Genomic DNA, 12450 nt, shown 5'->3' with positions numbered 1-12450 from the left:
CGCTGTTGAGTTCTCAAGGAACGGACACTTCCTTCAGGCGGCTTTCACACCGGCCCTCCGGGCGCTTCGTTCTTTCGTGTTCCCAGCTTATCAGATCCTCGCGGCCGGTTTTACCGGCTCTCGTTTCTCCGAATTCCCGCTGGGGGGATTTCCTTCACTTCGCTCCGAAGCTTATCAAAGCTTTCGGTGTGCTCCGTTCCGGGATTCGCATTGTCGGAGAGGGCGTGCATTCGAGAACGCATACTCACCTCGACTCGGCGATGTCGTAGACACTAACGCTCGAGCCCGACTGTTGTCCAGTCCGTCCCAACCGTTCAAACCTACTAGCCCAGACCAACCACGTCAATGGTTTTTCCGGGATGCGAGAAGAGTACCAGGTCAGGAGCCTGGTGATCACATCGACTCAGGCCGCCACGGGCTGGAGGTCCGCCCGGTCGGCCGCGTCGAGGTCTCCGGTCTCGCCGGTCGCGGCGGCCTTCCGCCCCAACACCAGGGCATAGAACAGGAATGCGACCTCGGCCAGCGCTCCGATGGTGATCCGGGCCCAGGTCGGCAGGCCCGACGGCGTCACGAAGGCCTCCAGTACGCCGGAGACCGCCAACACCGTCGCCAGGCCGATTCCCATACCGACGATCGAACGGCCCTCTTCGGCGAGCGCCGTCGCCCGGCTGCGCGGGCCTGGGTCGACGATCGTCCAGCCCAGCCGCAGTCCCAGGCCGCCGGCGACGAAGACGGCGGTGAGCTCCAGCAGGCCGTGCGGGACGAGCAGGCCGAGAAAGACGTCGAGGCGGCCGGCGGAGGCCATCAGCCCGACGCCGAGTCCGAGGTTGAGCACGTTGCTCCAGAGCACCCACAGCACCGGGAGGCCGAGCACCACGCCGTAGAGCAGGCACTGGACGGCGATCCACGCGTTGTTCGTCCAGACCTGGGCGGCGAAGGAACTCGCCGGGCGGTCGGAGTAGTAGGTCTCGTAGGCGCCGCCGGGCCTGGTCATCTCCCGCAGCGCGTCCGGCGCGCCGAGACTGTTGCGCACCTCCGGGTGGCCGGCCACCCACCAGGCGACCAATGCGGTGGCGACCAGTGAGAGCACCGCGACCGGGATCCACCAGTGGCGCGCCCGGTAGAGCGCGGCGGGGAAGCTGACCGTGTAGTAACGGGCGACGTCCCGCCAGCCGCTCGTCCGGCTGCCGGTGACCGCGTCGCGGGCCCGCGAGACCAGACTCGTGAGCCGGCCCTCGAGGGTCGGGTCGGGCGCGGCGGCCTGGACCTTGGCCAGATGGCCGGTGACCCGCTGGTAGAGGGCGACGAGTTCGTCCGCCTCCTCGCCGGTCGGACGCCGCTTCCTGGTGAGGTCGTCCAGCCGGGCCCACTCCCCCTGGTGGGTGGCGACGAAGACGTCCAGGTCCATGCGGCGGCTCCATGGTCGGCGCGGGACGCGCGATCGGGCGGGTGCGGACAGGTGGGCCCAGCATGCCAGGGGGAAGCGCCGTCACGGCGGCCGGGACCTCCCTTCCCGGTCGGCTCCGCGGCCCCGTATGTTGACGGTCAGCAGATCACGGGACGTGGGGGCGGTCCGCCGGAATCCCTCCCACCGGCCCCGTACCACCGACGGGAACGGACAGGTGTCTTGAGCGACCTGGTGACGGGCGAGGCGGTCGTCCTCGGCCTGCGCACGGCGAAGCTTCCGAGCCGGGGCCTGGCCGTCACGCTGGACCTCGCCGTGCAGGTCGTCGGTCTCGTGGTGACGACCCTGGTGCTGAGTCTGCTCGCACCGGACCTGGACGGCGCCGCGGTCGCCGCCGTGACGATCGGGCTGACCGTCCTCTTCCTGGTCGCGCTGCCGATCATGGTCGAGACCCTCAGCCGGGGACGTTCCCTGGGCAAGGCCGCGCTGGGGCTCCGCGTGGTGCGCAGCGACGGCGGCCCGGTGCGGTTCCGGCACTCGCTGGTGCGCGGCCTGGTCGGCTTCCTGGAGATCATCGTGCTGTTCGGCGTTCCGGCGGTGATCTGCTCGGTGGTGTCGTCCGAGGGGAAGCGCCTGGGTGACGTCTTCGCGGGGACCCTGGTGGTGCGCGAGCGGGTCCCCGGCGGCGGCGGTGCGGCGGCCGCGCTCCCACCGGTGAACCCGCAGCTGCTGCAGGCGATCGGCGGTGAGCTGGTCGCGCTGGACCTCTCGGCCGTGCCGGAGCCGCTGTGGCTGGCCGTCCGGCAGTTCCTCGGGCGGATCGGCGAGCTGGACCAGGCGGTCGCCCATCGGATGTCCGCCCGGCTCGCGGACGACCTGGCCGCCCGCACCGGCCACCCGGTGCCGTACGGGGTGCACCCGGCGGCCTACCTGGGTGCGGTCCTGACCGAGCGGCAGCGGCGCGAGTGGACCAGGGCGCAGGGGTACGCGTTCCAGCAGCAGGCCCAGGGCCGGGGTCAGCACACCCCGCAGCACTACACCCCGCAGCAGCACGCTTCCCAGCAGCCCGCGCCTCCGGCTGCCCCCGCGCCGCCGAGCCCCCCGGCCTCCGGCACCGGTTTCGCCCCGCCCGCCTGAACCGCCCCCGTCCGGACACCGCACCCCGTCCGGACACCGCACCCCGGCTGCCCCGCGCCACCGGCACGGCTCACTCCTCGAGGTCGCCCCCGAGTCCCTCCCCGTACCCGAACGCGGCCGGCCAGGCGTTCGGCGGCGACTCCAGCTCCTCCAGCTCGATGCCTCCGGCGGCCAGCACCACGTCCCCGGCAAGGTGCACCACCTGTTGCTCCCCGGTCTCCAGGTCCGCCACCTGGTAACGCTCGACGAGCAGCGGCCCGGAGTCGGTGTCGTGCGTGTCCACCCCCTCCAGCAGCCACCCCTGGTCGAAGGTGCGGGGCGCCAGCACCGGATCGGTGAACGCCACCAGCCGGACCCTCGCGCTCGCCCCCTCCCGCAGCCGGAGCAGCCGCGCCGCGGCGACCAGGAACGCGGGCGAGCGTCCGGCGAAGCCGTGCGCCCGGTCGTGCCCCTCCACCGCCTGCTCCCCGGCCGGATCCGCGGCATCGGCCCGCACCCAGGCCACCCCGTCGACGGCGCCTCCCCTGACCTGCCAGCCACCGGCCCGGAGTTCCATCCGCAGCGGGCGGGAGCGCGAGTCCAGGGTGAGGTCCACGGTGCCGAGCACCCGGCCGTCCGGCGCGTAGGTCTTGGACACGTACCGCCAGCCGGCCGGGCCGGGCGCGCAGCTGAAGCGCTCCTCACCGAGCAGGACATGGTCGTGGACGTCGTGGAGCGAGTAACGGCCGTTGGGCATGCCCGAAAGCCTACGTCCGGCCCGGCCCGGGCCACCGAACCGGCCCGAACGGGCGTGCAACCTCCGCCGGGCGCCCCGCATTAGGGAGGTGTGCGCCGCGACCGCGGCGCCGCGGAAGGGAGCGTTCATCGATGGCGAAGCAGACCCGCGACGCCGAGTTCACGGAGTTCGTCGCGGCTCGGGCGCCGTGGCTCCGCAAGGTGGCCTACCTGCTCAGCGGTGACTGGCACCGGGCGGACGACCTGGTCCAGGAGTCGGTCACCAAGCTGTACGTGCGCTGGGGCCGGCTCTCCGGAGTGGAGAACCTGGACGGCTACGCCCGGACGGTCCTGCTCAACACCTTCCTCGCCGAGCAGCGCTCCCCCTGGTGGCGGTGGACCGCCCGGCGCGACCCGGGGGCGGTCCCGGAGAGGGCCACCGCCGCACCGGACGTGGACGCCTCGGTCGACCTGCACCGCGTCCTGGCGGCGCTGCCGCCCCGGCAACGGGCCACGGTGGTGCTCCGCTACTACTGCGACCTGACGGTCGAACAAACTGCCGCTGCGTTGGAATGCTCCCCCGGCACCGTCAAGAGCCAGTCCGCCCGGGGCCTCGACGCGCTGCGCCGCTCCCTCGACCGGGAGAACAGCCCCGGCGCTCCCGGCGCCCCGGACGCTCCCGCCGTCCGGGACCTCCTCGACCCTCCACATCTCCAAGACCTCCGGCCCGCCGTGCCGGCGGAAGGGGCAACGTCATGACCGACCACAGCGACCGGGCCGAGCACCGCCTCGCAGCCGGCCTCACCGCCCTGGCCGACATCCCGGCCCCGGCCAGCCGGATGGACACCGCCTGGGCGGTCCGTCAGGGCCGGTCCCGACTGCGCCGACGCCGGCTCGGCGTGGTGGCGGCGGTGACGACGGTGGCGCTGGGGGCCGCGGTCCTCGGTACCACCCTGCCCGACCGGACCACCGCCGCCCCGCTGGAGACCACGGAGGGCCCGTCGAACCCCGTGCTGCCGGCCCTCGGGCCGGACACCGGCCACGACCCGCTCACCGTAGGGGCGACCTTCGGCTGGCTGCCCGAGGGTTTCGGCGGGGTGAGCTACGCGATCGGCTTCAGCGGTGCGCCCGCTCTGTTCAGCGGAAAGGCCTACGGCCCGCTGCAGACTGGCCCGAACGCGCTGCCGATGAACCGTCAGGCGGTATTCCTCTCGGTACTCCCACCCGGCGAGGAGCCGACCGTCGGGAAGGACATCCTCGGCCAGCAGCAGTACCGGGTGGACGCCGGACCGGTGAACGGCCGACCGGCGTACTGGCTGGGCCGCGGGCCGCACGACCCTGCGGGCACCGGCCACGACTACCGGTTCCGCTGGCAGGCGGCCGACGGCAACTGGCTCGAACTGCAGGCGACGTACATGCGCGCCGAGGACGGTGTCACCGACATCGTGCCGACGATCGCCGCGAAGGTCGCGACCGGCCGACAAGCGGTGCGACTGCCCTTCAAGGTGCGGGACGCCCCCGCCGGTTTCACCAACATCGGGACCAATCTCCAGATGGGCGCCCCGGCCGCCGACGGCTACCCCTGGTACGCGAGCCTCAACTACCAGTCGGGGAACGACTACATCGGTCTCGACGTCCGGCCCGATGTCGAACCCGCCGCCTCGGAGCTCCAGCCGCTGCCCCAGGCCGACCCGTCCGACGACCCGACGAGCGTCCGGTCGTGCGTCACCGCCCAGGGCCTGAGGATGTGTGCGGGCAGCGCCCAGGGCGAGGCCCCGTTCGCCTCGACCGGCGGCCTGGCCGGCTGGCTGGACCGCCTCGTCCCGCTCGGCACCGACCGCTCCGTCTGGACCACCGAGGTCACCCCCTGACACAGCCGGGACGACAGTTGCCCGGAACGCCGGTGGCCGACGCCCTCCACAGGGGAGGGGGCGTCGGCCACCGCTGTTGCGTCACCGCATCAGTAGCGGTACTGCTCCGCCTTGTACGGGCCCTCGACCGGAACGCCGATGTAGTCGGCCTGGTCCTGCGAGAGGACGGTGAGCTTCACGCCCAGCGCGTCGAGGTGCAGCCGGGCGACCTTCTCGTCCAGGTGCTTCGGCAGCACGTAGACGCCGATCGGGTACTGCTCGGTCTTCGTGAACAGCTCGATCTGGGCGATCGTCTGGTTCGCGAAGGAGTTGGACATCACGAAGGACGGGTGGCCGGTCGCGTTGCCCAGGTTCAGCAGACGGCCCTCGGACAGCACGATGATGGTGCGGCCGTCCTCCTTGCGCCACTCGTGGACCTGCGGCTTGACCTCGGTCTTCACGACGCCCGGGAGCTTCGCGAGGCCGGCCATGTCGATCTCGTTGTCGAAGTGGCCGATGTTGCCGACGATGGCCTGGTGCTTCATCCGGGCCATGTGGGAGGCCATGATGATGTCCTTGTTGCCGGTCGTGGTGATGAAGATGTCGGCGGTCTCGACGACGTCCTCGAGGGTCGCGACCTGGTAGCCGTCCATCGCGGCCTGCAGCGCGCAGATCGGGTCGATCTCGGTGACGATGACCCGGGCGCCCTGGCCGCGCAGCGACTCGGCGCAGCCCTTGCCCACGTCGCCGTAGCCCGCGACGACGGCGACCTTGCCGCCGATCAGGACGTCGGTGGCGCGGTTGATGCCGTCGATCAGCGAGTGGCGGCAGCCGTACTTGTTGTCGAACTTCGACTTGGTGACCGAGTCGTTGACGTTGATCGCCGGGAACAGCAGCTGGCCGTCACGGTGCATCTCGTACAGGCGGTGGACACCGGTGGTGGTCTCCTCGGTGACGCCCTTGATGGTGGCGGCGACCTCGGTCCACTTGTTCGGGGTGTCCTTGAGGGTGCGGTTGAGCAGCTCCAGGATGATCCGGAACTCGTCGTTGTCCGCGGTGGACGGGTCCGGCGCGGCGCCGGCCTTCTCGAACTCGACGCCCTTGTGGATCAGCAGGGTGGCGTCGCCGCCGTCGTCCAGGATCATGTTCGGGGTCTGGCCGTTCGGCCAGGTCAGCGCCTGCTCGGTGCACCACCAGTACTCGTCCAGGGTCTCGCCCTTCCAGGCGAAGACCGGCACGCCCTGCGGGTTCTCCGGGGTGCCGTTCGGGCCGACCGCGATGGCCGCGGCGGCATGGTCCTGGGTGGAGAAGATGTTGCAGGAGCACCAGCGGACCTCGGCACCGAGGGCGGTGAGGGTCTCGATGAGGACGGCGGTCTGCACGGTCATGTGCAGCGAGCCGGTGATCCGGGCGCCGGCCAGCGGCTGCGACGCGGCGTACTCGGCGCGGATGGACATCAGGCCGGGCATCTCGTGCTCGGCGAGCTGGATCTCCTTGCGGCCGAACGGGGCCAGGGAAAGGTCGGCGACCTTGAAGTCACCGGTGATGTCGGTCGACATGCGTCTGCTCCTCGCTGAGGGGGGTGGGGCGGGGCCAAGGTCCTGGGGTGCGTCACAACGCGGCGGACCGCAACGGTGTGCGGCGACGCCAGGGCGTCCGGCCCGCGGCCGGATCGGCGCGGTACGGCTGTCCTGTTGCTCGGCACAAACCGTCGGAGGACCTCTCTCCCTCGACCGGTGTGCCCCCGTGGGGGCGGGTCACCGATCGACCGCCATCAGCAGCGACGTTCTGGCTCTGGGACGAATCTACACCGACGACCCCGCCGAACGGCCCGGTACGGCCGTTTTTCGCCGCCGGGCCGGGGCCCGCGCGGGCTCAGTGCGCCCCGCCGGGAACGGGCCCACCGGGAGTGGCGTACGGGTCGTCACCCGCCGCCGCCTTCTCCGCGCTGTAGATGTCCGGCTCCAGGTAGATGACCCGGGCGATCGGCACCGCCCGCCGGATCCGGACCTCGGCGGCGTCGATCGCCGCAGCCACCTCGGGGGCCGTCGAGTCGGCCGGTACGGCGATCTTGGCGGCGACCAGCAGTTCCTCCGGGCCGAGGTGCAGGGTCCGCATGTGGATCACCCGGTCCACCGAGTCGTGGTCGACCAGCGCGTCCCGGATCCGGTCCACCACCTCGGGGTGGGCCGACTCGCCGAGCAGCAGCGACCTGGTCTCGACGGCCAGGACGAAGGCGATGACGATCAGCAGGGCGCCGATGCACACGGTACCGATGCCGTCCCAGACCCCGTCCCCGGTGATCGCGGTCAGCCCGACGCCGAACAGCGCCAGCACCAGGCCGATCAGCGCGCCGGTGTCCTCCAGCAGCACGACCGGCAGCTCGGGCGCCTTGGCCCGGCGGATGTAGGCCGGCCAGCCGTGCGCCCCCTTGTCCTTGACGGCCTCGCGGAACGCGGTGAGGAAGGACCAGCTCTCCAGCCCGATGGCGAGGACCAGCACGCCCACCGGCCAGTACCAGTTCTCCAGCTCGTGCGGGTGGGCGATCTTCTCGTAGCCCTCGTAGACGGCGAACATGCCGCCGACGCTGAACAGCACGATCGACACCAGGAACGCGTAGATGTAGCGCTCGCGCCCGTAGCCGAACGGGTGCTGGGGGGTGGCCTCGCGCTCCGCGCGCTTGCCGCCGATCAGCAGCAGCACCTGGTTGCCGGAGTCGGCCAGCGAGTGGACGCCCTCGGCGAGCATCGAGGAGGAGCCGGAGAAGGCGAACGCGACGAACTTGCTCACCGCGATGCCCAGGTTCGCGGCCAGCGCCGCGACCAGCGCCTTGGTACCGCCTTCGGTGCTCATTGCTCGGAAGGTCCCTCCGTCGGGGGCCGTCCGCGCGGCCCGTGACCGATCGTCCGGTGGCCCGGTCGTCGTCGAGCGCATACGGTACCGGGCCGACCCGCCGTCGGCTCAGGACTGTGCGGCGAGCCCCAGGTAGACGGCGGCGAAGTCGGTGAGCGCGACCAGGTCGACCAGTGCGTGCAGCGGCTCCGGGCGGCGGCTGGCGTACTCGGTCAGCCGGACGTCGTGGGCGGCCGCGAGCCGGTGCGCCCGGGTGACGCCGAAGCTGCGCGGGCGCGCGTCGTCGGCCGGGACCTCGGCCGGGCCGCCGTCCTCCTCCGCCGGCGCTCCCCCGAAGCCCGGACCGGCGGAACCCGGACCGGCGGAACCCGGACCGGCGGAACCCTGAGCGGCCTGCCCGGGACCGGCGGCCGCCTCCTCGGCGGTCTGCCGGAGCAGCAGCACCTGGAGGTGCAGCGGGTCCGGCTCCTCGACCCGGTCGCGGAAGAAGTCGTCCGGATCGGCGCCCGCGCCGAGCTGGCCGGTGAACATGCCGCGGTGCGCGGTCAGCGCCTGCGGCAGCAGGCCCGCCAGGGCCGGGCGGCCGGCCCGCTCGGCGAGCTGGGCGGCGAACCGCCCGGCCGCGGCGCCGGCCACCGGGCCCTCCGCCCAGAGCAGCGGAACGGTGCCGGCCAGCCGGGCGGCCAGGCTCTTCGCCGGGTTGGTGTACGCGGCGGCGTCCGGCCGGCAGCGGACGGCGGTGGCGTCGAGCAGGTCGGCGGCCGCCGCGAGCGCGTCGTAGGGCAGCGGGGTGACGCCCAGCTTCTGGGTGAGCGCGAGCAGCGGCGCGAGGTGGGCCCAGAGCGCGGCCGGGTCCTCGGCGGGCAGATCGGGCTCGGCGCCCCGGCCGCGCTCCTCGTCGGCGGGCCCGTCGGAGGTGTCGGCGGCGGGCACGAACGGCAGCGGCAGTGCCCGGACCTGCAACGCGGCCTCGGCGAGCGGACTGCCGCCGGGGGCGGTGACCACGATCGCGCAGCCGCGCGCGTAGGCCTGTTCGGCGAGGGCGACCAGGCCGCGTTCGCCGCCGTCGGCGGAGCTGATCACCAGCAGGTCGAGCGGGCCCGCCCAGCCGGGGAGCTGCCAGGCCAGACCGGCCGTGAAGACGGCCGGGGCGGTGGCGCGGTCGGTGCGCGGGACGGGCGCGGCGTCGGTGGGCGGCAGCGGAGCGACCAGGCTCGCGGTGCCGGCCAGCGCGGCGAGCATCTCGGCGGCGGTCAGCGCGCTGCCGTGCCCGGCGACCAGGACCGCGCGCGGCCGCCCGTCGGGCCGCAGCCGGTCCAGGCCGGCCGCCTCGGCCAGCCGCAGCGCGGTGCGGACCCGGGCGCCGGAGCCGGCCAGGGCGAGCAGGGCGTGGTCGTGGTCGGCGCGCCGGAGGGCGGCCGGGTCGTCGAGCAGGGTGTCGTCGAGCATGCGGCGGGCCTCCGGCTGCTGGCTGGGCGCTGAGGACGGCGGACGGGCGGGGCGGCCGTCCCCGGTCGGGGACCGGGCGGCGCCCCGCCCCAGGATCAGGCCGGGCGGCGGGCCTCGTCCACCAGCAGAACCGGAATGCCGTCGCGCACGGGGTACGCCAGGCCGCAGGTCTCGCCGGCGCAGAGCAGCTCGGGCTGCTCCTCGGTGCCGCCCTCGGTGAGCGCGGACCGGCACTGCGGGCAGACCAGGATCTCCAGCAGGAAGGATTCGAGCTTCATGGGTTCGGTCTCCGGTCTCGGTACGGGGTCTCGGCCGTCGACACAGCGGTGCCCCGGCCGAGAGGAAACCCTACCGGCCGGGGCACCGGAGCCGTACGTCAGGCGCGGACGATCGCGAGCACACCGTCGCGCAGTTCGGCCATCCTGGCCGGGTCCTTGGCCTCGACGTTGAGGCGCAGCAGCGGCTCGGTGTTGGAGGCGCGCAGGTTGAACCACCAGTCCGGGCCGGCGACGGTGAGGCCGTCCAGCTCGTCGACCCCGGTGCCCTCGACGGCGTAGGCGGCGCGGACGGCGGCGGTCCGGTCGGCCTGGTCGGCGACGGTGCTGTTGATCTCGCCCGAGGCGGCGTAGCGGTCGTACTCGGCGGTGAGCGCGGAGAGGGTGCCCGGCTGCCCGCCGAGGGCGGCCAGCACGTGCAGCGCGGCGAGCATGCCGGTGTCGGCGCGCCAGAAGTCGCGGAAGTAGTAGTGGGCGGAGTGCTCGCCGCCGAAGACGGCGTCGGTGACGGCCATCTCCTGCTTGATGAAGGAGTGGCCGACCCGGGTGCGGACGGGCTTGCCGCCGAGCTCGCGGACCACCTCGGGGACGGTCCAGGAGGTGATCAGGTTGTGGATGATCGTCGGCTCGGCCTCGCCGGCGGCCCGGGCGCGGGCGATCTCGCGGGCGGCGACCAGCGCGGTGATGGCGGAGGGGGAGACCGGCTCGCCGCGCTCGTCGACGACGAAGCAGCGGTCGGCGTCGCCGTCGAAGGCGAGGCCGAGGTCGGCGCCGACCTCGCGGACCCGGGCCTGGAGGTCGACCAGGTTCTTCGGGTCGAGCGGGTTGGCCTCGTGGTTGGGGAAGGTGCCGTCCAGCTCGAAGTACATCGGCACGAGCTCGAGCGGCAGGCCGTCGAACACGGTCGGCACGGTGTGGCCGCCCATGCCGTTGCCGGCGTCGACGGCGACCTTGAGCGGGCGGATCGCGGTGAGGTCGACCAGGCCGAGCAGGTGGTCGGCGTAGCCGCGCAGGGTGTCCTGCTCGCTGAGGGCGCCGGGCGTCACGTCGCGGGCGGGGACGGTGACGGTGTCGTCGTCGGCGGTCCAGGACTCGACCAGCTCGCGGATCTCGGAGAGCCCGGTGTCCTGGCCGACCGGGGCGGCACCGGCCCGGCAGAGCTTGATGCCGTTGTACTCGGCCGGGTTGTGGCTGGCGGTGAACATCGCGCCGGGCAGGTCGAGCGAACCGCTGGCGTAGTACAGCTGGTCGGTGGAGCAGAGGCCGATCAGCACCACGTCGGCGCCGTAGCCGGCCGCGCCGTCGGCGAAGGCCCGGCTGAGCGACGGGGAGGAGGGGCGCATGTCGTGGCCGACCACGATCGCGGACGCGCCGGTGACCTGCACGAACGCGGCGCCGAAGGCCCGGGAGAGGTTCTCGTCCCACTGGTCCGGGACGACGCCCCGTACGTCGTACGCCTTCACGAGCTGCTTGAGGTCGCGCACTGCGGCTCCACCCTGGTTCTGTGTCTGATCGGCGAACGCGCCGGCGCCCTGGCCGGCGGACCGGTCGCCCCTGGTCACGGTAGGTCCGGGCGCGGCGGCGGCCGGTACCCGGTAGGGGGGCAGCGTACCCGGGCGGGCGGAACGGTTCGTGCCGGGGCGGGGACGGTCCGCGGGCTCAGTTGTCGGGCGAGCGGAGCACCCGGAGGTGGCCGCGGCGGCCGGCCTCGGTGGACTCGCCCTCGGGGGCCCGGCCCTGACGCGGGGTCTGCGGGCGCGCGGCCTCGCGGACGGCGTTGGCGAGCGCCTCCAGGTCGTCACTGCTGCGGCGCAGCGGACCGGCCTCGGCGGCGAGCCTGACCACGTCCCAGCCGCGCGGGGCGGTGAGGCGCTCGGCGTGCCCTGCGCACAGGTCGTAGCAGTGCGGCTCGGCGTAGGTCGCGAGCGGTCCGAGAACGGCGGTGGAGTCCGCGTAGACGTACGTCAGCGTCGCGACGGCCGGACGGCCGCACGCGGTCCGCGAACAACGACGTACAGAGCTCACGAGGGTGGACGGTACCGCACTCCTTGCCGGGGAGCGAAGACCGCCTGTCCGGAAGGTGTGCCGTGTCGCGGTCCGCGCGCCGCCCCGGCGCTCCGCTCGCCCCGGGCGAACAGGTGCGGGGGTGGTCCACTTCCTGGCATCCAAGGACTACTCTCGGCAGTGATATGGACAGCTCCGCACCGCAGTCATCGACGGGTCCCTCACGCCGCCCCCGGCACCGTGACCGGCACGGCCGGGGTCTCCGCGGCCCGCTTGCGCCGCCGCAGGTTCCGATCTCGCTCACCCGCTCCGAGTTGTTCGACGACTATGTGCGCGAGTCGGTGGAGCGTCTTGAGCGGCGCTGGCCGCAATTGATCGAGGTGGAGTTCGCCGTCCAGGAGGTGCCGCTGCACGAGCCGGACGGCGCCGATGCCGACGGCGGGGTGCCGCTCGGCCGGGTCTCGCCGGGTCAGCAGGGGCGCAAGAGCCAGATCGTGGTGTACCGCAGACCGGTGGAGATCCGGGCGAAGTCGCGCGAGGACCGCGCGGCGCTGGTGCACGAGATCCTGATCGAGCAGGTGGCGGAGCTGCTGGGGCTCTCCCCCGACGCGATCGACCCGCGGTACGACGAGGACTGAGCCGTCACGGCGCGGGGGGGCCCCCCCGGGCCGGGGGGGCCCCCCCCCCCGGGGGGGGGGCCCCCCCCCCCCGCCCGCCCCCCCCCCCGGGCCGGGGGGGGGGGGGGGCCCATAACCGGGGGGCG

The 12450-nt window shown here is 73.3% G+C and carries 12 protein-coding genes; 4 read left to right on the top strand and 8 right to left on the bottom strand.

Going from position 1 to position 12450, the window contains the following annotated elements:
- Positions 1-403: 403 nt before the first annotated feature.
- Positions 404-1408 (bottom strand): stage II sporulation protein M, encoded by a 1005-nt coding sequence (locus tag ACIPYS_RS38340; RefSeq protein WP_093861882.1) that lies wholly within the window; start codon positions 1406-1408, stop codon positions 404-406.
- A 219-nt stretch (positions 1409-1627) separates the two neighbouring features.
- Here ACIPYS_RS38340 and ACIPYS_RS38335 point away from each other — a divergent pair, with 219 nt between their 5' ends.
- Positions 1628-2542: an RDD family protein gene (locus ACIPYS_RS38335; RefSeq protein ID WP_093861881.1), complete on the top strand. Its 915-nt coding sequence runs from the start codon at positions 1628-1630 to the stop codon at positions 2540-2542.
- A gap of 70 nt (positions 2543-2612) precedes the next feature.
- Here the strand turns inward: ACIPYS_RS38335 and ACIPYS_RS38330 are convergent, their stop codons facing one another.
- A complete protein-coding gene (locus tag ACIPYS_RS38330; RefSeq protein WP_093861880.1) occupies positions 2613-3278 on the bottom strand; it encodes a hypothetical protein in 666 nt (221 codons plus the stop codon).
- Between the two features lie 131 nt (positions 3279-3409).
- On the opposite strand from ACIPYS_RS38330, the gene ACIPYS_RS38325 reads away from it, so the two are divergent.
- Together ACIPYS_RS38325 and ACIPYS_RS38320 are read left to right on the top strand one after the other, a co-directional pair.
- Positions 3410-4015, top strand: coding sequence for a SigE family RNA polymerase sigma factor (locus ACIPYS_RS38325; protein ID WP_400755059.1), 606 nt, complete (start codon positions 3410-3412; stop codon positions 4013-4015).
- Entirely contained in the window at positions 4012-5127 is a 1116-nt protein-coding gene (locus ACIPYS_RS38320) for a hypothetical protein (protein ID WP_400755056.1), read from the top strand. Before ACIPYS_RS38325 ends, ACIPYS_RS38320 begins: the two co-directional genes overlap by 4 nt.
- A gap of 89 nt (positions 5128-5216) precedes the next feature.
- Here the strand turns inward: ACIPYS_RS38320 and ahcY are convergent, their stop codons facing one another.
- The 6 genes from ahcY to ACIPYS_RS38290 all read right to left on the bottom strand — a co-directional run bounded on the left by ahcY (position 5217) and on the right by ACIPYS_RS38290 (position 11708).
- Positions 5217-6665: an adenosylhomocysteinase gene (ahcY, locus tag ACIPYS_RS38315; RefSeq protein ID WP_093861877.1), complete on the bottom strand. Its 1449-nt coding sequence runs from the start codon at positions 6663-6665 to the stop codon at positions 5217-5219.
- A gap of 316 nt (positions 6666-6981) precedes the next feature.
- Positions 6982-7959, bottom strand: a complete 978-nt coding sequence (locus ACIPYS_RS38310) for a cation diffusion facilitator family transporter (RefSeq protein WP_093861876.1) — start codon at positions 7957-7959, stop codon at positions 6982-6984.
- A gap of 108 nt (positions 7960-8067) precedes the next feature.
- Positions 8068-9408 carry an SIS domain-containing protein gene (locus tag ACIPYS_RS38305; protein ID WP_400755051.1) on the bottom strand — a complete coding sequence of 447 codons (1341 nt, stop codon included), beginning with the start codon at positions 9406-9408 and terminating at the stop codon, positions 8068-8070.
- 95 nt (positions 9409-9503) lie between these two features.
- Entirely contained in the window at positions 9504-9686 is a 183-nt protein-coding gene (locus ACIPYS_RS38300) for a Trm112 family protein (RefSeq protein WP_030398084.1), read from the bottom strand.
- A 98-nt stretch (positions 9687-9784) separates the two neighbouring features.
- Positions 9785-11167, bottom strand: coding sequence for a phosphomannomutase/phosphoglucomutase (locus ACIPYS_RS38295; protein ID WP_400755048.1), 1383 nt, complete (start codon positions 11165-11167; stop codon positions 9785-9787).
- Between the two features lie 175 nt (positions 11168-11342).
- Entirely contained in the window at positions 11343-11708 is a 366-nt protein-coding gene (locus tag ACIPYS_RS38290) for a DUF3499 domain-containing protein (RefSeq protein WP_030398082.1), read from the bottom strand.
- 164 nt (positions 11709-11872) lie between these two features.
- Here ACIPYS_RS38290 and ACIPYS_RS38285 point away from each other — a divergent pair, with 164 nt between their 5' ends.
- Positions 11873-12325 carry a metallopeptidase family protein gene (locus ACIPYS_RS38285; protein ID WP_093861873.1) on the top strand — a complete coding sequence of 151 codons (453 nt, stop codon included), beginning with the start codon at positions 11873-11875 and terminating at the stop codon, positions 12323-12325.
- The last annotated feature ends 125 nt before the right edge of the window (positions 12326-12450 follow it).

This window comes from Kitasatospora sp. NPDC089913 (assembly GCF_044748625.1).
Classification (GTDB): Bacteria; Actinomycetota; Actinomycetes; order Streptomycetales; family Streptomycetaceae; genus Kitasatospora.
Note: the sequence above shows the minus strand (reverse complement) of the source record. Positions and strands in the feature narration are given on the sequence as shown.

Excerpts from the sequence above, each read along its gene's own strand:
- ACIPYS_RS38310 (WP_093861876.1), bottom strand. The coding sequence starts at position 7,959 with ATGAGCACCGAAGGCGGTACCAAGGCGCTGGTCGCGGCGCTGGCCGCG.
- ahcY (WP_093861877.1), bottom strand. The coding sequence starts at position 6,665 with ATGTCGACCGACATCACCGGTGACTTCAAGGTCGCCGACCTTTCCCTG.
- ACIPYS_RS38285 (WP_093861873.1), top strand. The coding sequence starts at position 11,873 with ATGGACAGCTCCGCACCGCAGTCATCGACGGGTCCCTCACGCCGCCCC.
- ACIPYS_RS38320 (WP_400755056.1), top strand. The coding sequence starts at position 4,012 with ATGACCGACCACAGCGACCGGGCCGAGCACCGCCTCGCAGCCGGCCTC.
- ACIPYS_RS38305 (WP_400755051.1), bottom strand. The coding sequence starts at position 9,408 with ATGCTCGACGACACCCTGCTCGACGACCCGGCCGCCCTCCGGCGCGCC.
- ACIPYS_RS38300 (WP_030398084.1), bottom strand. The coding sequence starts at position 9,686 with ATGAAGCTCGAATCCTTCCTGCTGGAGATCCTGGTCTGCCCGCAGTGC.
- ACIPYS_RS38325 (WP_400755059.1), top strand. The coding sequence starts at position 3,410 with ATGGCGAAGCAGACCCGCGACGCCGAGTTCACGGAGTTCGTCGCGGCT.
- ACIPYS_RS38340 (WP_093861882.1), bottom strand. The coding sequence starts at position 1,408 with ATGGACCTGGACGTCTTCGTCGCCACCCACCAGGGGGAGTGGGCCCGG.
- ACIPYS_RS38330 (WP_093861880.1), bottom strand. The coding sequence starts at position 3,278 with ATGCCCAACGGCCGTTACTCGCTCCACGACGTCCACGACCATGTCCTG.